This window comes from Exiguobacterium sp. s21 (assembly GCF_018617975.1).
Lineage (GTDB): Bacteria > Bacillota > Bacilli > Exiguobacteriales > Exiguobacteriaceae > Exiguobacterium > Exiguobacterium mexicanum_A.
Genome location: NZ_JACSLF010000002.1, coordinates 308806 through 332218, shown reverse-complemented (window position 1 = coordinate 332218; position 23413 = coordinate 308806). Strand labels below are relative to the sequence as shown.

At 52.8% G+C, this 23413-nt stretch carries 29 protein-coding genes; all 29 read right to left on the bottom strand.

Annotated elements, in window-relative coordinates; all coding sequences use genetic code 11:
• Positions 1-16: 16 nt before the first annotated feature.
• The gene (locus tag KNP06_RS04205; protein WP_034777227.1) at positions 17-856 is read right to left on the bottom strand and encodes a MinD/ParA family protein; all 840 of its coding nucleotides are present in this window, start codon (positions 854-856) and stop codon (positions 17-19) included.
• Complete coding sequence (locus tag KNP06_RS04200) at positions 835-1914, bottom strand: flagellar biosynthesis protein FlhF (protein ID WP_214710607.1); 1080 nt, start codon at positions 1912-1914, stop codon at positions 835-837. The genes KNP06_RS04205 and KNP06_RS04200 overlap by 22 nt, the downstream gene beginning before the upstream one ends.
• On the bottom strand, positions 1915-3888 hold the full coding sequence (flhA, locus tag KNP06_RS04195) for a flagellar biosynthesis protein FlhA (protein ID WP_251126271.1): 1974 nt from the start codon (positions 3886-3888) through the stop codon (positions 1915-1917).
• Positions 3889-3946: 58 nt separating this feature from the next.
• Positions 3947-5038, bottom strand: a complete 1092-nt coding sequence (flhB, locus tag KNP06_RS04190) for a flagellar biosynthesis protein FlhB (protein ID WP_034777221.1) — start codon at positions 5036-5038, stop codon at positions 3947-3949.
• Positions 5035-5805, bottom strand: a complete 771-nt coding sequence (fliR, locus tag KNP06_RS04185; protein ID WP_034777220.1) for a flagellar biosynthetic protein FliR — start codon at positions 5803-5805, stop codon at positions 5035-5037. The genes flhB and fliR overlap by 4 nt, the downstream gene beginning before the upstream one ends.
• Complete coding sequence (fliQ, locus tag KNP06_RS04180) at positions 5802-6074, bottom strand: flagellar biosynthesis protein FliQ (protein WP_034777219.1); 273 nt, start codon at positions 6072-6074, stop codon at positions 5802-5804. Before fliQ ends, fliR begins: the two co-directional genes overlap by 4 nt.
• A gap of 11 nt (positions 6075-6085) precedes the next feature.
• The gene (fliP, locus tag KNP06_RS04175) at positions 6086-6751 is read right to left on the bottom strand and encodes a flagellar type III secretion system pore protein FliP (protein ID WP_034777218.1); all 666 of its coding nucleotides are present in this window, start codon (positions 6749-6751) and stop codon (positions 6086-6088) included.
• Complete coding sequence (locus tag KNP06_RS04170) at positions 6748-7242, bottom strand: flagellar biosynthetic protein FliO (protein WP_214707459.1); 495 nt, start codon at positions 7240-7242, stop codon at positions 6748-6750. Before KNP06_RS04170 ends, fliP begins: the two co-directional genes overlap by 4 nt.
• On the bottom strand, positions 7239-7604 hold the full coding sequence (locus KNP06_RS04165) for a response regulator (RefSeq protein WP_214710606.1): 366 nt from the start codon (positions 7602-7604) through the stop codon (positions 7239-7241). The genes KNP06_RS04170 and KNP06_RS04165 overlap by 4 nt, the downstream gene beginning before the upstream one ends.
• Positions 7605-7616: 12 nt before the next feature.
• On the bottom strand, positions 7617-8723 hold the full coding sequence (gene fliY / locus KNP06_RS04160) for a flagellar motor switch phosphatase FliY (RefSeq protein WP_214787933.1): 1107 nt from the start codon (positions 8721-8723) through the stop codon (positions 7617-7619).
• Positions 8720-9709, bottom strand: a complete 990-nt coding sequence (fliM, locus tag KNP06_RS04155) for a flagellar motor switch protein FliM (protein WP_034777213.1) — start codon at positions 9707-9709, stop codon at positions 8720-8722. The genes fliY and fliM overlap by 4 nt, the downstream gene beginning before the upstream one ends.
• Before the next feature lie 9 nt (positions 9710-9718).
• Positions 9719-10168: a flagellar basal body-associated FliL family protein gene (locus KNP06_RS04150; RefSeq protein WP_034777211.1), complete on the bottom strand. Its 450-nt coding sequence runs from the start codon at positions 10166-10168 to the stop codon at positions 9719-9721.
• Complete coding sequence (locus KNP06_RS04145) at positions 10161-10379, bottom strand: flagellar FlbD family protein (RefSeq protein WP_034777209.1); 219 nt, start codon at positions 10377-10379, stop codon at positions 10161-10163. Before KNP06_RS04145 ends, KNP06_RS04150 begins: the two co-directional genes overlap by 8 nt.
• Positions 10379-11170, bottom strand: coding sequence for a flagellar basal body rod protein FlgG (gene flgG / locus KNP06_RS04140; protein ID WP_138859600.1), 792 nt, complete (start codon positions 11168-11170; stop codon positions 10379-10381). Before flgG ends, KNP06_RS04145 begins: the two co-directional genes overlap by 1 nt.
• A gap of 11 nt (positions 11171-11181) precedes the next feature.
• The gene (locus KNP06_RS04135; protein ID WP_138859601.1) at positions 11182-11613 is read right to left on the bottom strand and encodes a flagellar hook capping FlgD N-terminal domain-containing protein; all 432 of its coding nucleotides are present in this window, start codon (positions 11611-11613) and stop codon (positions 11182-11184) included.
• A complete protein-coding gene (locus tag KNP06_RS04130) occupies positions 11585-12637 on the bottom strand; it encodes a flagellar hook-length control protein FliK (RefSeq protein ID WP_251129601.1) in 1053 nt (350 codons plus the stop codon). The genes KNP06_RS04135 and KNP06_RS04130 overlap by 29 nt, the downstream gene beginning before the upstream one ends.
• A 20-nt stretch (positions 12638-12657) precedes the next feature.
• Positions 12658-13218: a MotE family protein gene (locus KNP06_RS04125; RefSeq protein WP_138859603.1), complete on the bottom strand. Its 561-nt coding sequence runs from the start codon at positions 13216-13218 to the stop codon at positions 12658-12660.
• A 4-nt stretch (positions 13219-13222) separates the two neighbouring features.
• Entirely contained in the window at positions 13223-13657 is a 435-nt protein-coding gene (locus tag KNP06_RS04120; RefSeq protein ID WP_034777199.1) for a flagellar FliJ family protein, read from the bottom strand.
• The gene (gene fliI / locus KNP06_RS04115; protein ID WP_214710603.1) at positions 13654-14973 is read right to left on the bottom strand and encodes a flagellar protein export ATPase FliI; all 1320 of its coding nucleotides are present in this window, start codon (positions 14971-14973) and stop codon (positions 13654-13656) included. Before fliI ends, KNP06_RS04120 begins: the two co-directional genes overlap by 4 nt.
• On the bottom strand, positions 14960-15682 hold the full coding sequence (locus KNP06_RS04110) for a FliH/SctL family protein (protein ID WP_214710602.1): 723 nt from the start codon (positions 15680-15682) through the stop codon (positions 14960-14962). The genes fliI and KNP06_RS04110 overlap by 14 nt, the downstream gene beginning before the upstream one ends.
• A complete protein-coding gene (gene fliG, locus KNP06_RS04105; protein ID WP_034777193.1) occupies positions 15666-16673 on the bottom strand; it encodes a flagellar motor switch protein FliG in 1008 nt (335 codons plus the stop codon). Before fliG ends, KNP06_RS04110 begins: the two co-directional genes overlap by 17 nt.
• A 5-nt stretch (positions 16674-16678) precedes the next feature.
• Positions 16679-18247, bottom strand: a complete 1569-nt coding sequence (gene fliF / locus KNP06_RS04100; RefSeq protein WP_214710601.1) for a flagellar basal-body MS-ring/collar protein FliF — start codon at positions 18245-18247, stop codon at positions 16679-16681.
• Positions 18248-18268: 21 nt separating this feature from the next.
• The gene (gene fliE, locus KNP06_RS04095; protein WP_034777189.1) at positions 18269-18553 is read right to left on the bottom strand and encodes a flagellar hook-basal body complex protein FliE; all 285 of its coding nucleotides are present in this window, start codon (positions 18551-18553) and stop codon (positions 18269-18271) included.
• 13 nt (positions 18554-18566) lie between these two features.
• Positions 18567-18995 carry a flagellar basal body rod protein FlgC gene (gene flgC, locus KNP06_RS04090; RefSeq protein ID WP_034777187.1) on the bottom strand — a complete coding sequence of 143 codons (429 nt, stop codon included), beginning with the start codon at positions 18993-18995 and terminating at the stop codon, positions 18567-18569.
• 2 nt (positions 18996-18997) lie between these two features.
• Complete coding sequence (flgB, locus tag KNP06_RS04085; protein ID WP_034777185.1) at positions 18998-19366, bottom strand: flagellar basal body rod protein FlgB; 369 nt, start codon at positions 19364-19366, stop codon at positions 18998-19000.
• A 274-nt stretch (positions 19367-19640) separates the two neighbouring features.
• Positions 19641-20420, bottom strand: coding sequence for a GTP-sensing pleiotropic transcriptional regulator CodY (gene codY, locus KNP06_RS04080; protein WP_016508279.1), 780 nt, complete (start codon positions 20418-20420; stop codon positions 19641-19643).
• Positions 20421-20457: 37 nt separating this feature from the next.
• The gene (gene hslU / locus KNP06_RS04075; protein WP_034777183.1) at positions 20458-21828 is read right to left on the bottom strand and encodes an ATP-dependent protease ATPase subunit HslU; all 1371 of its coding nucleotides are present in this window, start codon (positions 21826-21828) and stop codon (positions 20458-20460) included.
• Entirely contained in the window at positions 21825-22373 is a 549-nt protein-coding gene (gene hslV / locus KNP06_RS04070) for an ATP-dependent protease subunit HslV (protein ID WP_034777181.1), read from the bottom strand. Before hslV ends, hslU begins: the two co-directional genes overlap by 4 nt.
• Positions 22374-22384: 11 nt before the next feature.
• Positions 22385-23266 (bottom strand): tyrosine-type recombinase/integrase, encoded by an 882-nt coding sequence (locus KNP06_RS04065; RefSeq protein WP_214710600.1) that lies wholly within the window; start codon positions 23264-23266, stop codon positions 22385-22387.
• Between the last annotated feature and the right edge of the window lie 147 nt (positions 23267-23413).

The following is a 23413-nucleotide window of genomic DNA, read 5'->3' as shown; positions in this document are numbered from 1 at the left end:
TAATGCCTCCCTGTCGTTAGACTCGGTTCCACTGACGTTTCAAGTTCCCCATCAAGCGTTCCATAAAATGACGCGGCTTCGGCGGTGTCCCGGTCAATGTCGTTAAAATCCGTTCAAGCCGCCAACTGATGTCACTCTTCCGGTCCAGATGGTAAAACGGGACTTGGGCGATGACCGCTCGTCTGACCGTGGCGTCATCTGGTAAATACCCGAGGAATCGAATCGATTTCTTTAAAAACTGCTCACATGCAACTTCCATTCGTTCAAAACATTGCAGCGCTTCTTCACCCGATTGGGCCCGATTGACGATCACACCGAGCGGTAAGTCCGGACTTTGACGATGAACGAGCTTCGTATAGGCATATCCATCCATGAGCGAGGTCGGTTCAGGCGTCAAGATAAGGAACATCTCATCGCATCCCTCGATGAACTGGAGCGACGTGTCTGTCGCCCCGGCCCCCATGTCGAATAACACATAATCGTATTCGGTCAGCACTTCGAGTTCACGCATAAAAAATTGCATATCTGCATGTGAGAATTGGACTAGTTCGTCGAGCCCACTTCCCCCATGTAATATATCGACACCATGCACGTCTTTCTGAACCGAGGCGGCGAGCGGAATTCGCGCTTTTACCGAATCCATCATCGTTCGTGACCGCGACGCGTTCAATAAAATGTGCACGTTCGCCATCCCGATGTCGAGGTCGACGATCAAGACACGTTTCCCGAGCTCGACGAGACCGATGGCCGTATTGACGCAGACGTTCGTTTTACCGACCCCGCCTTTCCCGCTCGCAAAAGCGATTGTCGTCGGTGCGGTCTCCGTTTTCGCCCTCAGACGTCTTGCTTGGTCCATTGGGTCCACCCTTCTTTCTCAAGTAAACGATCCGTCAATCGGTCCGGCTCTCCGGCGACAAGGTCGTCCGGCACTTCTTGTCCGTCCGTCAGCCAAGCGACCGGCAGTCCGCTCTCGCGGACCATCCGATACATCGCGTGAATGTCACTCGTCTCATCGGCTTTCGTGAAGATGAGCGACTGGAGCGGCAACGGTTCGAATTGGCGATAAATCATGTCCATATCCCGCATCTTCGACGTCAAGCTGAGGACGAGCGACAAGCTCGTTTCCGAGAAATCGTGATGTCGCTCGAACTGTTCGACGTACGCCTCGTCGCGGAAGTTGCGACCGGCCGTATCAATCAAGATGATGTCTTTCCGTGCGAACAGTTGTTTCGCTCGTTTGAAGTCATTGAAGTCGTAGGCGACCTCGACCGGGATGTCTAAAATCTCGGCGTACGTTTTCAATTGTTCGATTGCCGCGATCCGGTACGTGTCCGTTGTGATGAGACCGACCGAGAGCCCATGCTCGAGTTTGTAGTGAGCGGCAAGTTTGGCGAGCGTCGTCGTCTTGCCAACCCCGGTCGGACCAACGAGCATCATATACCGTTTCGGTTCGGGGACAGCCAAGAAGGAACTCCGGATTTGATCACGCACGTAGCGTTCGACGACTTCCACCGATTTTGTCGTGTAATACAGCTCGTTGATCGCTTCGTCCCACGTCTCACCACGGAACGACTCGGAGGCGAGCAGTGATTCGACATGCGCCAGCGCTGCGGGCAACCGTCTCGACGTCGACACGGTCGCCGCCTGACTTGATTCGTTCGTTTGGTGCGGTGGACGCGTCGTAGCCTTCACAGGCTTCGATGGTGCGACGGGTTTCGTCGCGGCACGCGGTTTGACAGCGAGCGGTGCTTTCTCGAGCGCGGCGATGACCTCGACGTGTAGCGATGCGAACAGGCCGAGCCAGCCTTTCTTCACTTGACGGGAGTTCAAAATCACGGCGTCGTCACCAAACTCCTGTTTGACTTTCGCCATCGCTTCCGCCATCGTCTTGCCGGTATATTTTTTGATTTGCATTTAAATCACCCCAATACTTTTCACTTCAATCGAGCTGAGCAGCTCGTTGTAGGCGAGAACCGGTACGTCCGGATAATATCGTTCGAGCAGTTGTCTCACGAACAAACGAATCGTCGGCGAGCATAAAATGACGGCCGAAGCCCCGTAGCGTTCGAACATCGACAGTTGCTCACCCGAGCGTTCGATAATCTCGCGCGCCTGTTCCGGGTCGAGCGCCAAATAGTTCCCGAACTCGGTTTTTTGAACGGCGTCTTGAATAAGCTGTTCGGTCTGGCCACCGAGTGTGACGACGTAGAGCGGTCCGTCCGGCGGGCTGACTTGGTCCGTCAATTGACGGGACAGGCCTTGGCGGCAATATTCGCCGAGGATATCGGCATCTTTCGTCACTTTTCCATAATCGGCCATCGTCTCGAACAAGAGCGGTAAATTGCGAATCGAGACGTGTTCTTTCAATAGATGACGGAGCACTTTTTGAATGTCGCCAATCGATAGGACGGATGGTGTCACGTCTTCGACGAGCACCGGGTGCGTCTCTTTCAAGTGTTCGACGAGTTGTTTCGTCTCTTCACGGCCGAGAAGGTCTGCCGAATGTTTCTTGAGCGTCTCCGTCAAATGCGTCGCGACGACCGATGGCGGATCGACGACGGTGTACCCGCTCATTTCAGCGCGAGTCCGCGTCTCTTCGTCAATCCAGAGAGCCGGGAGGCCGAACGCCGGTTCCGTCGTTTCGATGCCGTATACTTCCGGGTCTTCGATGCCAGGGCTCATCGCCAAGTAATGATCGAGCAACAGCTCCCCTTCAGCGACGACGTTGCCTTTCACTTTGATGCGGTACGCGTTCGGAGACAGTTGCAAATGATCTCGAATTCGGACCGTCGGCAAGATGAAGCCGAGTTCGAGCGCGAGCTGACGACGAATCATGACGACCCGGTCAAGCAGGTCGCCGCCCTGCGACTCATCGGCGAGCGGGATAAGTCCGTAACCGAACTCGAACTCGATGGCATCGATTTGTAGCAGCGACACGACGGTCTCCGTCGGTGCCATTGGTTCTTCTTCCGGTAGCGGTGTATCGATGACTCGTTTCATGTTGCGGCGCATCGCATACGCCCCATAGAAAGCGACACCGGCGATGATGACCGTCACCGGGAGCAGACTCGGTGAGATAAACCCGAGCATGATCACAATCGAGCCGGCGATATAGAGGAGCGTCGGATTTTGACCGAGCTGGTCGACGACGTCTTCTCCTAAATTCCCATCCGACACGGCACGCGTGACGATGATGCCGGTCGCCGTCGAGATAAGGAGCGCCGGGATTTGACCGACAAGCCCGTCCCCGATCGTCATGAGTGAGAACGTCTGGAACGCTTCACCGACCGGGAGGCCCATTTGGACGGTCCCGATGATGATTCCAAAAATCAAGTTGATGACGACGATAATAATCCCGGCGATGGCGTCCCCTTTGACGAACTTCGAGGCCCCGTCCATCGATCCGTAAAAGTCGGCTTCACTTTGAATTTTTTTTCGACGGATTTGAGCGTCCTTGTCGTCAATCAATCCTGAGTTCAAGTCGGCATCAATCGCCATCTGTTTACCAGGCATGGCGTCGAGCGTGAAGCGAGCCGATACTTCCGACACGCGTTCCGCCCCTTTCGTGATGACGACGAACTGGATGATGACGAGGATAAGGAAGACGACGAACCCGACGAGCACGTTTCCTCCGACGACGAAGTTCCCGAACGTCGCAATAACTTCTCCCCCGTACCCGGTCGAAAGAATCGACCGCGTCGTCGACACGTTCAATCCGAGCCGGAACAGCGTCACGATCAACAAGAGCGAAGGAAAGACTGAGAAGTCGAGCGCTTCGCGGGCGTTCATCGCGACGAGCAAAATCAGCAAGGCGATCAGTATATTAACAATGATTAAAAAATCTAATATGAACCCCGGTAACGGGATGACGAGCATGACGACGATCATAAGAACGCCGATCAATACCGCGAAATCTTTCGCTTTTACAGCCAACACATACTCCTCCTCAAGACGGTTGTTTCAATTGATAGACGAACGCGAGCACTTCAGCGATCGCCTGATAAAACGACTCGTCAACGACTTCCCCGATATCCATTTGGGCGTAAAGTGCGCGGGCCAACGGTTTATTTTCCACAATCGGGATGTCATGTTCTTTGGCCACGTCGCGGATGTTGAAGGCGACTTGGTCGACGCCTTTGGCGACGACGAGCGGCGCAAAGTCTTTCGTGTCGTCATAGCGAATGACGACGGCATAATGGGTCGGGTTTGTGATGACGACGTCCGCGTTCGGAATCTCTTGCATCATGCGGCGCATCGCCATCTCCCGTTGTTGTTGTTTGATTTTTGACTTGATGAGCGGGTCACCTTCACTGTTTTTATACTCGTCCTTCACATCTTGTTTCGACATGCGAATCGATTTCTCAAAATCGAATCGTTGATAGAAAAAGTCGAGCAACGCGAGTGCGAGCAAGGCGACGCTCACCCATAGTCCAAGTTCGATCGTGATGCTCGCGAGCGCGATGACCGATTCACGGACATGTTCGACAGCCATCCGGGACAGCTCTTTTTGATTCTGCCAGAGCACGGCAACAGCAGTCGTCAGGATAATCAATAATTTGAATAAGGACTTTAAAAATTCGACGACCGCTTTCATACTGATAATCCGCTTGACCCCTTTGATCGGGTCGATGCGTTCGAGTTTCGGTTGGATCGCCTCTGCCGAGAACAACGTCCCGATTTGAAGATAGTTGATCAAAATCCCGAACACGACCGCGACGACGAAGAACGGTCCCACAATCAAACCGACACGAAGCAACAAGTCGGTAAGCATCCCGGACAATCCATTCGATAAGTCGAACAACAAGTAACTCGTACCGAGCAAATCTTTCGTCAACCCGAACAGTTGCTTGCCGAGATACGGACCTAAAAACGATAACATGAGAAACATCGCGAACAAGGCGAACGCGCCGGTCAAATCGGCCGACTTGGCGACTTGTCCTTTCTTGCGCGAGTCCTCCCGCTTACGCGGGGTCGCTTTTTCGGTTTTTTCTCCTGCAAAAAATTGAAGATCGACCGATAAGGTATATAGAGGCTTCATGAGGCGTCTCCTAGCAATGTCATAAAATCACGCAACACTTCTTGTAAAATCGGGATGAACTGGCTGATGCCGTTCAAGGTCAACCCCATCATGACGACCATGACCGAGAAACCTGCAATCAGTTTGAATGAGAATCCGATTGCAAAAATATTGAACTGCGGGGCCGATTTCGCCAAGAACCCAAGCGCCATGTCGACAAGCAAGAGCGATGCCATGAGCGGAAAGGCGAGCTGTAAAGCGACCATCATCGTCATCGTGACGACCTTCACTGCCATCATGAGCGACGCTTCACTAAAGTTGATGATCGGCTGGCCCGGTGGATATATTTGAAAGCTATAATAGATGCCATCGATCAGCAGTAAATGTAAATTGCTCGACAGCATGATAAACAATGTGAAGATGTAATAAAAACGTCCGATCAATGGCGACTGGCCTCCGAACATCGGGTCATACGCCGATGCCATCGCGAGTCCGAGCTGCAAATCGATGACCCCTCCCGCAATCTGGGGCGCAAAGAACAAAATATTGATCAATATGCCGAGCACCAAGCCGATCAGCACTTCGTATAACACTTGCAAGATATAGGCTTGCCCGAGCTCGAGCGGCTCCGTCACCGTGAACATCGCATAGTAGGCTAAAAAAGCACTGAAGGCGACGCGATGCATGACAGGTAGCTGTCGGGATGAAAACAACGGGACGCTCACGAAGAAACCGGACAGACGTGCGAACGTCAAACCGTATAGACTGATAAAATCGACCGCGTTCATTTCGAGGCGACCTCGACCATCAGTTCAAAAATCAATCGGGTGAACCCTTCAATCTGTTGCAGCATCCAAGGCCCAAAGATAACGAGCCCGATAAACACCGAGACGATTTTTGGGACGAACGATAACGTCTGCTCTTGAATCTGTGTCGTCGCCTGTAAAATCGAAATGACGAGACCGACGACGAGTGAAATCAACAAGAGTGGCATCGAGATTTTTAATAACGTCCACACACTCTCCGTCGCCAAATAGATGACCATTTCCTGCGTCATATTCGTTCCTCCTACATACTTCTAAGCAAGGACTCCACAATCAAGTGCCATCCATCCACCAACACAAACAATAACAGTTTGAACGGCAAGGCGATCATGACCGGTGGAAGCATCATCATCCCCATCGACATGAGGACACTCGCCACAACCATATCGATAATTAAGAACGGCAAGAAGATCATGAATCCGATTTGAAACGCCGTTTTCAGTTCACTAATCGCATAGGCCGGGACCATCGCGAGGAGTGGGACGTCTTCGACCGACTCAGGTTGCTCATAGTTCCCATATTTAATGAATAATTGCAAATCTTCTTGGCGCGTGTATTGGGCCATGAACCGCTTCATCGTATTCCCCGCCTCTTCGAACGCCTCGTCTTGACTGATTCGGTCGTCCATGTATGGCGACAGTGCCTTGTCATTCAACTCCGATAGCACCGGTGACATGACGAACAACGTGATGAACAGGGCGAGCCCGATAATCAGTTGGTTCGGCGGTGTTTGCTGCGTACCGAGCGCCGGACGGATAAAGGAAAGTACGACGACGACGCGCGTGAAACAAGTCATCAAGATTAAGAAAGATGGCGCGAGCGTGAGCAGTGTCAACACGACTAACAATTTGATCGAAGTTGATGTGCTGTCTGGTGTCTCTAGGTTGATCAGTTGTTCAATCGTCGTCATCGTTTCTTCCTCACTTCTTCAATCTGAGCCAATTGCTGTTTAAACGTGTCGAGAAAAGCCGATGTGTTCGAGTTGTTCAAGGCTGGCGCGTCGTGGATTGCTTCATCCATCGCTTCGGCATCGACCCGATCAAGCAGTTGAATCGAGTCACCGACTCCGAGCACGTAAACTTGTTCGCCGAGCTTGACGAGTTGTACCGATCGGTCTTTGCCGAGCGGTACCCCGCCGAGATGTGTCAAATGCTGTGCCGTTTTGACGCCTTGCGTGCGTGCGTTCAACCAACGCACGAGGACGAGAAAACCGCCGATGACAACGACCATGCTCAAGATGAGCTTGATTGCTGTCCCGACCGATGAGACGGCCGATTTCACCGGCTGGTCTTCAGCGTCTGGCTGTTGTTGCTCGAACTGTTGATCGACGGTGGCGGCCTCGACCGTGGCCGGGACGCTTAGCCCGACCACGAGAAGGATAATCAACCACCACTTGTTCATTGTGCGACCGTTTTCGAAACCGCTTCGACGACCCGTTCCGCATTGAACGGCTTGACGATGAAGTCTTTCGCCCCAGCTTGAATTGCGTCGATCACCATCGCTTGTTGTCCCATCGCAGAACACATGATTACTTTCGCGTTTGAATCAAAGCCACGAATTTCTTTCAAAGCGGCCAAACCGTCCATCTCTGGCATCGTGATGTCGAGCGTGACGAGGTCCGGCATGAGTTCACGATATTTTGTGACCGCATCCACACCGTTCTCCGCTTCCCCTACGACTTCAAATCCATTCTTTGTCAAGATATCCTTAATCATCATGCGCATGAACGCCGCATCATCTACCACCAAAATTTTTGCACTCATTGTTCTTCCTCCTTAAACGATGCCAATCCGCTCGTGCGGTTGGATAATTTCTGTTACACGTACCCCGAAGTTCTCTTCGATGACGACGACTTCGCCGCGGGCAATCCGTTGTTGGTTCACATAAATATCGACCGGCTCACCGGCAAGTTTATCGAGTTCGATGATCGAGCCTTGCGACAACTCAAGCACTTCGCGGACCGAACGTTTCGTCCGCCCGAGCTCGACCGTCACGCTGAGCGGCACGTCATACAACAGACCGAGGTTCGCTGGAATCGAATCGTTCGTCGCAGGCGCATGCAGTGGCATGAATTCCGCTTGACTGACAGCGACTTCCGGTGCCGACTTCACTTCCTGACGTACAGGTTGTTGGGGAGCCGGTGCGGCCGGTGCTTTTGGTGCTTCTTGCTTCGGGGCGGCCGCAGCAGGCACGACCGGCTGAGGGGATGTGGCCGTCATCAATTCATTGACGAGCTGTTTCCCGAATTGAATCGGTGCGATTTGGACGATTTTTGAGTCGATCAACGTACCGACTTTCAAATTGAACTCGATCAACACCATCGTCTCCCAAAGTTCGAGACGATCGATGATCGTTTGGGTCTTCGTCGCATCGAACACTTCGACGAGCGGCGGTGAAATGTCAATTTTTTTTGAGAACACCGTCGACAAAGATGTCGCCGCTGCCCCCATCATTTGGTTCATCGCTTCTTGCACGGCCGAGAGTCGAATTTCGTCCAACCCTTCCGGATCGACATCGATCCCGTTCCCGCAGAGCATCAAATCCGAGATGATGGCCGCATCCTCACGTGTCAACACGAGGACGTTTTCGCCTTTCAAACCTTCTGTGTAACCGACGCGAAGCGCCACGTGCGGTGTTGGATAACGCTCACGGAGCGCATCGATTTTGACTTCACTGACGATTGGGGTCGTGATTTCTACTTTTTGTTGCAGTAACGTCGATAGTGCCGTCGCCGAGTTACCGAACGAGATATTCCCGATCTCTCCTAAGGCGTCGCTCTCCATCGAGTCAAGATGCTCTTCGGGCTTCGCCTCTGGTTTTGACGAGTCGCTCGTCCCTCGTAATAACGCGTCTATTTCATCTTGTGACAACATCTCACTCATTGCTCTTCCTCCTTCACCCGGTGGAGCACTTGGACGGCCATCCGCTTCCCGCTCACACCGACTTGCCCTTTGAACACTTTATTTTCCCCTACCATGATGGATAATGGGTCTTTCACCAATTGGTCGAGCGTCAAACAATCCCCGACCTCTAAATGTAACAAGTCACCGAACGTGATTGTCGTCTCTCCGAGCAGAGAAACGACCTCAACCGTCGAGTTCATCAATTGGGCTTTGAGCGGTTCCTTGCTGTTGCCGCTCGCATTGCGGCGGTTGGCCTCCTGCATCCAGTAATGGCTCGACAGTTTGGATAACACCGGCTCGATCGTCACGAACGGCAAGCAGACGTTGATCGTGCCGCTCACTTCGCCGATGGTGACACCGATCGAGATAAGGACGACCGTCTCGTTTGGCGAGACGAGTTGAAGAAACTGCGGATTGACCTCGACCGCGGTCATCTCTGACTTGATCTCGGCAATTGACTCCCACGCCTCCCCGTATCCGGCAAACGCTCGTTTATATAACTGGGTCAAGATGCGCATCTCGATTTCTGTGAAGCTCTCGACTTTTTCGATTTCGACTCCTGGACCACCAAGCAGACGGTCGAGCATCGCATATGAGATGTTCGGGTTGACCTCGATGATGAAGCGGCCGTTGAGCGGCGGAGCCTCAATCAAGTTGATCATCGTCATACTTGGGATGGAATGAATGAATTCATCGTACGGGAGCTGCTCGACCGAATTGACCGTGAACTGCACGTACGTCCGGAGCTGAGCCGAAAAGAACGTCGTCAACATGCGCGTGAAATGTTCATGGATTCGGGTCAGACTTCGGATTTGGTCTTTCGAGAAGCGGACCGCCCGTTTAAAGTCATATTGCCGAACCTTCCGCTCTTCTTCTTGATTTAAAAAGGAGTCGGCTTCGACGTCGCCACTGCTTAACGCCGATAGCAAGGCATCAATTTCTTGTTGAGATAAGACTTCTCCCATGATGCCACCTCACTGTATGATTTTCTTCGTCATATAGACTCGTTGGACCTCACCTGACTCCAACAGTCCGTTTAATTGTTTACGGAGCGACTGCTCAAATTTCTGCATGTCTTCCTTCGTCGTCAACTGGGCTTTCGTCATGCCGGCCAAATCACCAAGGATGACGTTATGCACTTGAAACTTGCGAAGTTCGAGATCTTCTTTCGTTTCAGCGGCATCGGTCACGATTGTGAACTGGACGTTGATGAAACGCTCATCTTGAATGTTCGTTGTCATGTCGTCTGTCGTGAAGCTACGTTCGGCCAACTCTTCGGCGGTGACCGGTTTCGTTTTCGCCGTCACGTTGTCTCCGAACAAATATTTATAAGTCATGAATCCGGCCCCGCCCATGACGAGCAGGACGACTAGCAAGATGAGCACCATCTTCATGGCGCCACCTTTTTGTTTTTCTTCACTCATCTTCTTCACCTCGTATGCCTGTCGTTCCAATCAGACCGATCGAGGCATAAAATGCCGTCGTCCGGTCGATGATTTGTTGTTTCGTCTCGCTGACGATATACGTTTTTCCGTTATACAAGTGAATGATCGTATCCGGTTCGGCCTTGACCGTCTCGATGAACAAGGCGTTCAATACGAGTTCTTCACCCCGGAGTGTCGTGACGCGAATCATCAGCGTTTCAAGTTGACGAGTTCTTGGAGGATCTCGTCCGATGTTGTGATGATACGAGTGTTCGCTTGGAAACCACGTTGAGCGACAATCATTTCTGTGAACTCTTCCGACAAGTCGACGTTCGACATCTCGAGCGCGCCCGAGACGAGTTCTCCACGTCCATCTTGTCCAGGGATGCCGATGTTCGGTTCACCTGAGTTTTGCGATTGAATGAAGTTGTTTGCTCCGACTTTCGAGAGTCCGGCATTGTTGGCGAACGTGACAACTTGGATTTGACCGACGACCGTCGATTCCCCGGCATTGTTCACGTAGCTGACTTGTCCGTCTTTACCAATCGAGAGTGACTTCGCACCGGCTGGGATGTTGAGGCGGTCACCCGTCGTACTGAGGACGTAGGCTCCATCTCCATTGACGAGGTCGCCCGTGTTATCTGTATAGAAGTTACCGGCCCGTGTGTATTGCGTTTGACCGTTCACATCCAAGGCGAAGAATCCTTCTCCTGAGATCCCGACGTCAAGTGCTCGCCCTGAGTTTTGCATGGCTCCTTGGTTATAGACGTTGTCGACGGTCGCCATCGTGCCCCCGAGACCGACTTCTTTCGGGTTGACCCCGCCGCTGACTCCGTTCGCCGCGGTCGCACTACCAACTTGCTGACTGACGAGGTCCTTGAACGTGACCCGACCTTTTTTATAGCCGAACGTGTTGACGTTGGCGATGTTGTTCCCGACGACGTCAAGCTTGGATTGGAAGTTCTTTAAACCACTGATTCCTGAGTACATTGCTCTTAACATGATGAATCCTCCTATGCTTGTTTGATGGAAGTGATGTTGTACACGTTGACGGACGTTCCGTCTTCAAGGTCGGCCACATAGCCGGCTTCGGTCTTCGAAATCGAGAGAACACGTCCCGAGCCTTTAATCGTCTCGGTTTCCGTTTCGTTTGTATAAGCGACCGTTTGCCCGATCATATTGCTGAACTCCGAAATCGAAGCCATTTGCCGATCGACAAGGGCCGAATCGAGTTGTTTCGAAATCGTCTGCATCTGTTCGAGAGAAGAGAACTGGGCCATCTGGGAGATGAACTCACGGTCTTCCATCGGTGACATCGGGTCTTGGTTGGCGAGTTGCGCGAGCAACAGCTTCAAAAACATGCTTTGATCATATTGGTTCGTTGCTTTCGGCATCGATTGATCCGGTAACGTATAGTCACTCGTCTTCGGCTGGATGGTCGTCATCTTCTGGTTCTCCTTTCGGTTGTTCCTGCTGTTCCGGTTCCGGTTGGTCGAACTCGTTGAATCCGGACCCTTTCGTCTCGAGCGCCTGTTGGGTCAAGTTGATCTCGACACGGACGTTTTGTGTCAGCGGTTGAAGCGTCTGTTGCAACTGTTGGACCTGTGACTGAAGCAACTGCTTCGCTTCTTGGTTGCTCGCAAACAGTTTGACGACGAGTTCCCCATTTTGACGTTCGAGTTTGACGACGAGCTCGCCTAACTGTTCAGGATAGAGGCGGACCGTGAACACTTTGGATCCGTCGGCTCCGCTCTTGAACGGTGCACGTTGCAAAGCGGCTTCGATTCGGGCCTGCAAATTCTCCGGCAGTGAACCTTTCGAGGCATACATCACCATTTCCGAATCAATTTGCGGTTTCGACCAGGTCATCCCTTTGGGCATCCATTCGGTCTCTTTTACCGAGGGTTGCAATTGCGCAACTTGTGTTTCGGTTTGAGTAAGTTCGGGTATAGACTTAGGGGTCTGTCCGAGCGTCCCTTTAAACTGCGCAACGACTTGTTGGATGATGCGCACGTTCTCCTCCACTTGGTCGGTCGGCACGGGTGTAACGAGTGCTTCCGTTTCCTTTTTCGTCAGCGTGAACGAGATTGTCGGCGCCGCCATTTGTCCAGCGAGGAGTGCGGGCGTCACGGCCGATGTCGTCTCAAGAGTTGTCGCTGACTGATCCGGGGCGACTTGATTTAAAATCCCAATATAAGCATCCATAAACTTTCGGTAAGCATCTGCCGGCAGTGATTTCAACCATTGCAGGCTGTCGGGCTGTTGGAGCCATTGCTCCAATCGGTTCGATACATTCTCGAGCGGAAGCGATTCCTCGTCTTCCGTGGCGACCGCCACCTCTGTAGATGGCGTCGAGGTCCCGAGCATCGCCGAGAGTAATTCCAAAAACTGTCCGGTCGGGGTCGCAGCCGCTTCCCCGCCTTTTTGGGTCGTCCCTTGTAGCGATTGGGCGAGTAAGGCGATATTCATCATCACGTCCTCCTTTCCTGTCATTGGAGCAACTGGGTCACGACGGCGGCCTGTTGGGCATCCATCCGTCCTAAAATGTCGGCTTGTTGCTTCGGTGACAATTCTTTCAATAAGTTGGCCACTTGCGGGCTCTCGAGTTCATTCATGATGGCAGCAGCTTGTTTCGCGGACATCTCTTCATAGACGCGAGAGACGTCCGAGGTTTCTTCTTCCGCCGCACTTGCCGTCGCCAATTCCGCGACGAGCCGGTCACGCTCTTTGATCAACTTCGATACTTCCTCTTGGCGCGCCTTCACTTCGTTCGTCAACTCGACATTGTCCGCTCGAAGCTTCTCAATCTCGGCGTTCGCCACTTTCAAACGATTCGCGGTATCCGCGTCGATTCCGGTCACGTTCACGTCCGTCTTCACTTTTTCTTCCGGCTCTTGTTTCGCACCAATCTCTAGAAACGGGACCGATAACAACGGACGGTCCATCGCATAGTTCATGACGACGATCCCTCCAACGAGTAGAAAGATGGCCGGGACGAGAACGAGCGCGACCAGTAGCTGTCTTCCCCGCTTCGAGTTGTCTTTTTCCATCGGTTTACTTCCCTTTCCCGTGATGAATCACTGCCAGCTCATCGATGAAATGTTGCTCGATGAGCTTCGTCGCAGCCACTTCATGTTGACTGACTTTTTCATGCAGCGTTACATATTTCTTTTCCTCAACGACTTTTCCGAGCAAGCGCTCTTGTGACAGATGGTACCGATTGCGCGCCTGCTGGACGACGAGCTGTTGCGTCTCGATTTGACGTTTCAGCCGTTCACGTGTCTGCTCACGATATTGCGACATGAGCAGGTCGATGACGCCATCCTGTTCATCTTGACTCTTCATAAGCGACTCGTACGTCAACACGAGCCGATAGAGCGCCTCCATCTCCGTCTCGAACCGTGCTTTCTGTTGTCTCATCTCCGTCGCGGACTCTTCTTTCTCATGTTCCGCGATCGGCATGATGCGTTCTAACAATAGTCTGTTCATGGTTCACCTCGCACGATCTTGGCCAAACGTTCGAGCGATTGCTCGAGCGGGGCCTCTTCTTCGATGGATTGCTTTAAAAAAGTCAATAACTCTGGGTATTGCTCAATCGCCGTATCGATTGCCGGGTTCGTCCCTTTTTTATAGGCTCCGATATTGATCAAGTCCTCGGCGTCCAAGTACGTCGCCAACCAGCCGCGGAACGTTTGGGCGGCCTCACGGTGCATCGGCCCCGCAATTTGGTTCATGACACGGCTAATCGACTTTAAGACGTGGATTGCCGGGAACTGGCCACGGTTCGCGAGCGAACGGTCCATGACGAAGTGGCCGTCCAGTATGCCTCGCACCGCGTCTGCGATTGGTTCATTCATATCATCCCCGTCGACAAGGACGGTGTAAAAAGCGGTGATCGAGCCCGTCACAGCGGTACCGCTTCGTTCCAACAGTTGCGGCAACATCGCGAACACGGATGGGGTATACCCTTTTGACGTCGGAGGTTCACCGGTCGCAAGACCGATTTCCCGTTGCGCCATGGCAAAGCGGGTCACCGAGTCCATCATGAGGACGACTTCCTTGCCTTGGTCCCGGAAGTATTCAGCGATGGCTGTCGCCGTATAAGCCCCTTTCAATCGGACGAGAGGCGGTTGGTCGCTCGTCGCCACGATGACGACCGAGCGGGCCATCCCTTCTGGTCCGAGCTCTTTCTCGATGAACTCTTTCACTTCACGGCCACGTTCACCGATTAAAGCGATGACGTTTATGTCGGCCGATGAGCGTTTGGCGATCATCCCGAGCAGAGTCGACTTCCCGACTCCTGAACCCGCGAACAACCCGACCCGTTGCCCTTTACCGACTGTTAACAGACCGTCGATGACGCGGACGCCGGTCGACAAGACATCTAAAATCCGCGGTCGCTCGAGCGGGTTCGGTGGCTTCCGAAGGACATCGTAGCGTTTTCCCGGAGTGACTGTTTCACCGGACAAGGGACGGCCGAGACCATCGAGCACTTGTCCGATCAGTTCGTCACCGACCGGGACTTGGAGCATCCGACCCGTCCCTTTGACCATACAGCCCGGAGCGATCTGGGTCGTCTCCCCGTAAGGCATGAGGAGCACGCGGGCCTCATTGAATCCCACGACTTCCGCCTCGACATGTTGGCCGGACGGGAGCTCGATCAGACAGCGCTCTCCGATAAAAGCGCTCGGCCCCGTCGATTCAATCATCAGTCCAACGACTCGACAGACCCGGCCGACTTTCCGGACGTATTCGTCCTCGGCGGATGCCGTGATTGACTGAAGGACGTGGTCAATAAGCGCCATCTGCCAAAACCTCCTCGATTTTGGATTGGATGCGTTCAAAGCTGTAAGTCAAATCGAGTTCGTCACCGTGGTGAGGTGTCTCGATCCGGACGCTCGTCTCGCTTAAACCGGCATCCGCCCGATATTTCAAAGGCGGACCGTCTGGTGTCGCCCACTCCGAATCGAAACGTTGAATCGAAGCGAGACGGGTCGGATGGACGTACACCGTCAACGACTCGGCGTCGAGCTGACGGAGCAACTGTTCTCGAATCCGGTCGGCGAACAGCGCCTCATCTTTCCGGACAAGCTCTGTTGTGACGCGGGCGCTGACCTCGAGGGCGAGGGCGACGAGTTGTCGCTCCGCGTCCCGCCACTTCGTATCGAACAGTTGTTCAAGTTCGACGGCGACGGTGTTCAGCCGCGTCATCAACTCGTCGTACTCCGCCTTGCCTTCTCGTCTACCGTGGTCAAATCCTGCGTCAAACCCTTCTTGTCGGGCTGACGTCAACACTTCCTCTCTCAGCACCGCGAGTTCCTGTTCCATCGAGGCACGGCGACTCTGAAGCGCTTCTTCGTCTAAACGGAGTTGTTCACGCTTTTGTTCCAACTGCTCATTTTCTTGGTCGTCATGCTCCACCGATACCGGCTCAAGAAACGGTTTCGAGTCGATTCGTTGCGGTTCGAGCGGTGTCGCGTAATAGCGTTTAATCACGTTAGACAACGATGTCATCTCCTCCGCCGCGGCTGATCACGATCTCTCCGACGTCTTCTAAGCGACGGATGATGCCGACGATACGGCTTTGCGCTTCTTCGACGTCACGCAACCGGACAGGCCCCATGAATTCCATGTCTTCTTTGAACGTTTCGACCATTCGCTGTGACATGTTTTTGAAGATGATCTGTTTGACTTCTTCGGACGACACTTTGAGGGCAAGCAATAGGTCGTCGTTTGCCACTTCGCGGATGATTCGTTGAATCGCACGCGAATCGAGCGTGACGATATCTTCGAAGACGAACATCCGTTTTTTGATTTCCTCGGCCAGTTCCGGGTCTTCAATTTCAAGCGCATCGAGGATGGTGCGCTCGGTCGTACGATCGACCCCGTTGAGCACTTCGACGACCGCTTCGATGCCACCAGACTGGGCGTAGTCTTGCATATCGGTCTGGGACAAGTTTTTCTCGAGAATCTGTTCAATCTCGTGAATGACGTCTGGATTGAGTCGATCCATCGTCGCGATCCGCTTGGCGACTTCCGATTGAATTTCAGGCGGGAGTTCCGATAGGATTTGTCCCGACTTGACCGGTTCGAGATGCGCCAAGATCAAGGCGATCGTCTGCGGATGCTCGTTCTGGATAAAGTTGAGCAACTGCTTCGGGTCGGCCTTACGGGCAAACTCGAACGGTCGAACTTGGAGCGTCGATGTGAGCCTATGGATGAGGGCCATCGCTTTCTCTTCTCCGACCGCTTTCTCGAGCACCGTTTTCGCAAACCCGATCCCGCCTTGCGTGATATAACTTTGTGCCATGGCGAGTTCGTGGAACTCGCCCATGATCGCTTCTTTTTGTTCGGACGATACTTTCTTCAAGGCCGAGATTTGTAACGTCAACTGCTCCATCTCTTCTTCCGACAGATGTTTGTAGACGTTCGCAGCCACCTCAGGTCCAAGCGAGATCATGAGCATGGCCGCTTTTTCCCGGTTCGCTTGTTTTGCGTAATTCACAGTACTCACTCCTCAGACATCCAAGTACGGAGAAGTTTGGCGAACTCTTCAGGATTGCTCTCTGCCAATTTCTCCAACTGTTTCTTCTTGACGGCCCCTTCGCCTCGTTCTTCAAGGTCAAGGTCCGGTACTTCGTCTTCATATGGGACTTCCCATTCGTTCGATTCGGCAATCGGTTCACGTTTGCGTTTACGCATCGCGAAGAACAAGAGCGCGAGCAAGACGACGGCCCCTGCTGCTGCCGCATACATCCACCACTGGGTAGGTTGTTCGACCGCAGCCGCTTCTTTCGTCTCAGCGAACGGACGCGATACGACGACGACTTTCTGTTCAAGTTCCGCCTCTGTGAGTGCCTCGCCGGTCTTGGCGAGTGACGTCCGGATAATCGAGTACATCATCGTCTCGAGGTCACCTTCGAGTTGTGGGTCAATCGTCGTCGCCCCGTTCGGCGGTTCGACGATCAATTGAACACCGAGATCACGGATTGAGTACGGTGCGTTTTGAATCTGTTTCGTGATGCGGTTGACTTCATAATTGATGATTTCATGATTCTTTTCGCTCTCTTCTTCCCCGGTGCCGGTGGCGGCCGGGAAATTGACCGTGTCATTCTCGGCCGTGCCCGCCGCGGTCGCCGCGCCGGTACCGCCGGTGTACGCTTCGGCGATTCGTTCGGCCGATGTGACGATCCCTTCCATGCTGTCCTCATTGACAGGTGTCACGAGGTTCTGCTCTTCTGCCGCTTGCGTCGTGTCGATATCGGCCGTAACCGAGACGAGGACGCTCCGCTCTCCTAAGAGGACGGAAAGCATCTGTTGAATCTGTTGACGGACATCTTTCTCAACTTGACGCTTCAAGACGAGCGGATCGGTGGATGATCCTCCTGCCGTCGTCGTTTGGTCCAAATCGTAATACGTAAAATATTGGTCCATGACCGAGATGTTTTCTGGTTTCAAGTTCGGCACGCTCTTACTAATCAAATGGTAGAGCCCTTTGACCGTCGCCGGTTCAAGATTCGTACCTGCTCCTAAATTTAAGACAATCGACGCCGTCGGCTCGCCCTGGTCTTCCGCCAAGAAGACCGATTTCTCAGGAATCGAGATGATGACTTTCGCTTGGTTGATCCCTTCGATTTGTGTGATCAACCGCTCGAGCTCGGTCTGCATCGCACTCCGTTCGATGACGGCCATCTCGCGGTCGGTCGTTCCGAAACCGGCATTTTCACTGAAGAAACTGTAGTCGATTGCGCCTGACTTCGGGATGCCCGCTGCCGCGAGGCTGACTTTCAATTGATCGACCTGTTCGCTCGGTACGTATACACTCACGCCGTTCGATGTCGCTTTAATTTCGGCTTTCACACCGTCAGCCGTCAGCTTCTCCGTCACCTCGCCCGCTTCTTGGGCGGACAGGTTCGTATAAAGCGGAGCCATGTTCGGGCGCGACAGCCAGACGGTCAAGACCACCGCGACGAGAAGTACGCCGGCGATGACGAGGCCCCAAAAGATTTTACGGTTCGTCTTCATCGTTTGAAGGGAACCGGTCAGTGAACCGAATCGTTCTTTTAACTTTTCATTCATCGCAACTCGTCATCCTCTACATTAAACTTGCATTCGCATCATTTCTTGATAGGCCTCGACCGCTTTGTTTCGCACCTCAATGGCGAGTTGCATCGCAATCGACGACTCTTCACTTTGAATCATGACTTGATGTAAATCCGCTTTGCCGACAGCAAGGTCGGCCCGGGCTGAACTCGTCGCTTGTTGGACATCGTTCAACGAGCGCATCGCCTCGTTCAAATACGTACCGAACTGAGATGGTGTCTCTTTTACCGTCGGCGTGACGGTCGGTTGTGTACCGATCAACTGTATCGGGTTAATTTGCATCGTTTGTCACTCCTTATCCTTTACCGATTTCCATCGCTTTGACGAGCATCGCTTTCGTGGCGTTCATTGCAGCAATGTTTGCCTCGTATGACCGGGTGGCTCCCATCAAATCGACCATTTCTTTCAACAAGTCGACGTTCGGCATTTGAACGTAGCCGCGGTCATCCGAATCTGGATGGCTCGGGTCATAGACGAGCTTATACGGGCTTTCATCTTCCACGATTTGTGATACTTCGACGCCGCCACTGACGGCGGACAACTGTTGTCGAAACGGTGCTTCCTGCAAGACGGTCATTTTCCGCGTATACGGTTGCCACTCTCCGTCGACGAGTTTGCCTCGTGTCGTCTGGGCGTTCGCGATGTTTGCGGATACCGTGTCCATCCGAAGCCGCTGTGACGTCAATGCCGTCGCCGAGATATGAAAACTATCAAACATCCCCATCGTTAACGTCCTCCTCTAATGACGGTCTTGAGTCCGCCGAGCCGGCGGTTCAATTGTTCCATCATCGCTTCGTATTGAAGTTGGTTCCGGGCCAACTCGCTCATTTCATAGTCGAGGTCGACGTTGTTCCCGTCACTTCGCATCGCTCCTCCGGCCCGGTCCGTGATTGTCGTTGCCGCTCGTTCGCTCGGACGCCCACCCGCTAATTTGAGACGCATCTCGTTGTTCAACGTCTGTTCGAACACGGCTTGTTTCGCCCGGAAGTTCGGGGTATCGATATTTGACAGGTTATGGCTGATGACCTTCTGATTTACGACCGAATGATTGATCGCTTGCTTCATTAATTGATAGTCGGTGCCGATCCAATTCATGCGTTTCACTCACTTTCACCAAAAGAATGCATGTATATACCTCATTTGGAAAATCTACTATTACATTGAAACAAATCTGTAACAGTGTTAAAAGATATTTTTGTTAAAACAGGTAAATTCCATCTTCTGTTTTTGTCGAATTTACGACGAATTCTGAAAATAATTACTTTTGCACTAAAAAAAGTCGCCCCCGACGTATTGGAAGCGACTTTATAAGTCGAAAGTCCTAATTCAATAGACTTTCCTATAATTCATATACTGAATTGTCTTTATTTCAATTCGATTTCAACTTTTGTAATTCGAACAAGAAGTTGTCATTTAGTATCTTTATATACGTTCCTTTCATACCAAGCGAACGTGATTCGATGACGCCTGCGCTTTCCAATTTGCGGAGCGCATTGACGATGACCGAACGTGTGATTCCCACTCTATCGGCAATTTTGGAAGCAACTAACAGCCCTTCGTTTCCACCGAGCTCCTCGAAGATATGTTCGATCGCTTCGAGCTCTGAATAAGAGAGCGAGTTGATTGCCATTTGAACGACCGCCTTCTTACGGGCCGACGCCTCGGCTTCAGCCGCTTTCTCACGCAGAATCTCCATTCCGACGACCGTCGCGCTATATTCTGCCAAGACGAGGTCGTCTTCCGTGAACTCATTGTTGAGACGACCGAGTACGAGTGTCCCGAGACGTTCGCCGCCTCCGATGATTGGGACGATCGTCGTCATCGAGTCGAGGAACAGTTCACGGTTCTCGACCGGGAAGGCTGTATATTCACTGTCAATGCCGATGTTTTCTGTCGTCTCCTTCACGTTGAACAAGTTCGAGGCATAAGGCTCCGGGAATTGGCGGTCGACTAAAAACGCCTTCATCCGTTCGTTCTCGATCTGTTGTTTGATCGCAAAACCGAGCAAGCGGCCGCGACGGCTCACGATGAACGTATTCGCTTCGAGTACTTCGCGCATTTTGTCCGCCATTTCTTTAAAATCAACGTGCGCGCTTGCCTCTTGTTGAAGCATCGTGTTCAATTGGCGTGTTTTGTCTAGTAAGTTCATAATTCTTATTTTCCTCCCTGTATGTGCATACAGAATCTTATAGTATAAATTGGCTCAAGTCTCGATCTTCCGCGATCGATCCGACTTTTTCTTTTACATAAGCCGGTGTGATTTGAACGTGTGTCTGTGGCATATCGGCCGCCTCGAACGACAAGTCCTCGAGCACGCGCTCCATGATCGTGTACAAGCGGCGGGCACCGATGTCGTCCGTCTCTCGGTTGACGTGCGTGGCGATACGAGCAATCTCTTCGATGGCCGAATGCGTGAACTCGACACTGATCTCCTCAGACTCGAGAAGAGCGGTGTACTGCTTGATGAGTGCCTGGGACGGCTCGGTCAAGATCTTGACGAAGTCTTCTTCGGTCAAGCTGCCCAATTCGACGCGAATCGGGAACCGACCTTGAAGTTCAGGAATCAAATCGGACGGTTTAGCCATATGGAATGCGCCGGCGGCGATAAACAGCACGTGGTCCGTCTTGACCGGGCCATACTTCGTCACGACGGTCGACCCTTCGACGATTGGGAGAATGTCACGTTGGACCCCTTCCCGCGAGACACCGGCGTGATCTTGCGACTTCGTCGCAATCTTGTCGATCTCATCGACGAAGATGATCCCCATCTGTTCACTGCGGCGGACGGCCTCGTCATGAACCTCGTTCATGTCGAGCAAGTTCTCCGCTTCTTCAGCGATGATGAGCGGTCGTGCTTCACGGACTGGCAGTTTGCGCTTTTTCCGTTTTTTCGGCACGATTTGACCGAGCATGTCTTGGAGATTCGATAACCCTTCCATGCCTTGTCCTTGGAACAAGTCGACGGTCTGTTTTTCTTCGAGATTGACCTCAATCAACCGTTCTTCGAGCTCACCGAGTTCAAGCAAGCGGCGCAGTTGCGCGCGATCGGATGACTGTGTGCTCGTCGGTTCTTCGGTCTTTTGACCTTGACCCCCGAACAGCGCCTCAAACGGATTGGATGCGGTCGGTTCGACCTTGGCTTTCCCTTGCAGGGCGTCGAGGATGCGTTCAATCGCTGCGACCTCGGCTTGTTCTTTCACGCCCTCTTTCTTCTCTTCCTTCACGAGACGGACCGAATCTTCGACGAGGTCCCGGACCATCGACTCGACGTCACGGCCGACATAACCGACTTCCGTGAACTTCGTCGCTTCGACTTTGACGAACGGTGCGCCGACGAGTTTGGCCAACCGTCGCGCAATCTCCGTTTTCCCGACACCGGTCGGTCCGATCATCAAGATATTCTTCGGTGTCACTTCATCGCGCAAGTCGGCGCTCAGTTTTTGACGCCGATAGCGATTGCGGAGCGCGATCGCGACCGCGCGCTTCGCATCTTTCTGTCCGATGACGAAGCGGTCTAACTCCGCTACGATTTGGCGGGGTGTCAGTTCACGTTTCATTCAGAATCGCCTCCGATCGTTTCTACGATGACTTGGTCGTTCGTGTAGACGCACAGCTCCCCGGCAATCTCGAGAGCGGCACGGGCTATGTCTTCTGCTGTTTTCTCCGGCGAATGCCGCACGAGGGCACGTCCGGCGGCGAGGGCGTAGTTTCCTCCCGAACCGATGGCCAAGATGCCGTCGTCCGGTTCAATCACTTCCCCGTTCCCAGACACGAGCAATAAGTGATCGCTGTCCATGACGATCAACAACGCCTCAAGTTGGCGGAGCATCTTATCCCCACGCCACTCCTTGGCCAGCTCGACGGCCGCACGCGGCAAGTTTCCGTTATACATCTCAAGTTTCGATTCAAACTTTTCGAAAAGGGTGAACGCGTCGGCGACGCTGCCGGCAAATCCGGCGACGACTTTGCCGCCATAAAGACGTCGTACTTTTTTGGCCTTGTTTTTCATGATGACGGCGTTCCCGAACGTGACTTGTCCGTCTCCGCTCATCGCGCCGTGTCCGTTATGGTGGACCGCGAAAATCGTGGTTGCATGAAACATCTGATGACCTCCTACTTTCTCGGATGTGTAGCTTGATAGACCGCTCGCAGACGCTCGGTCGAGACGTGGGTATAACGTCCGGTCGTGGAGAGCGACTCGTGTCCGAGCAGTTCCTGGACGGCGCGAAGGTCCGCTCCGCGCTCGAGCAGGTCCGTCGCAAAACTGTGACGGAGTGAGTGTGGCGTCAACGGCTTGTGAAGGCCTCCCAGCTTCCGGAGTCGCTTCATAACGTAGCGAATTTGGTCCGTTGTCACCCGATTCCCTTTTTGACTGAGAAATAATGCCGTTTCCTGAGTCGTCGCGCACGTTTGCCGCATGTCTAAGTAACGGTCGAGCGCCGTGATGGCGAACTGTCCGATTGGGATGTAACGTTCTTTCTTCCCTTTCCCAACGACATGGACGAACGCGAGGCCCGTATCGTAAGACGACACGTCCATGCCGCACAACTCGGCGACACGCATGCCTGTCCCGTACAACATCTCGACGATCGCGACATCACGTGCCCGTAGGAATGGGTCGTCTTGCCCTTCGGCTGCCTTCAAAAGCTGTTCGACATCGCTCGGCACGGCGAACGTCGGTAGCGTCTTTCGCCGTTTCGGTGACGTCAAACCATGAAACAACGGTTCACCGCCCGTTTCACGTGCCACAAATTTCCCGAATTGTTTGAGACACGATACTTTTTGGGCGACCGTCGTCGTGGCGGCGTCTGCCTCATAAAGAGCATATAAATAACGCCGCGCCGACTGCACATCATAAGGATCTTGATGTGTCGATTGGCAATAAACGGCGTACTGGTCGAGCGTCTGCTCGTAAGAGCGTTTTGTATGAGGAGACAGTCGGCGTTCGACTTGGCAATAGCGCAAAAACGATTGTTGATCGTCAACGAATCTCATCCTCTCGCCTCCTCGTTTTCAGCTTAAAAACGCATGTTCCCGTCAAATCGAAATTAGCATAGCATACACAGTCAGAGGTGACAATAGATACCTCTTCAATAATCTGAAAATTTTCAAAGTGTTGTACAAATTACACAATTGAAATTT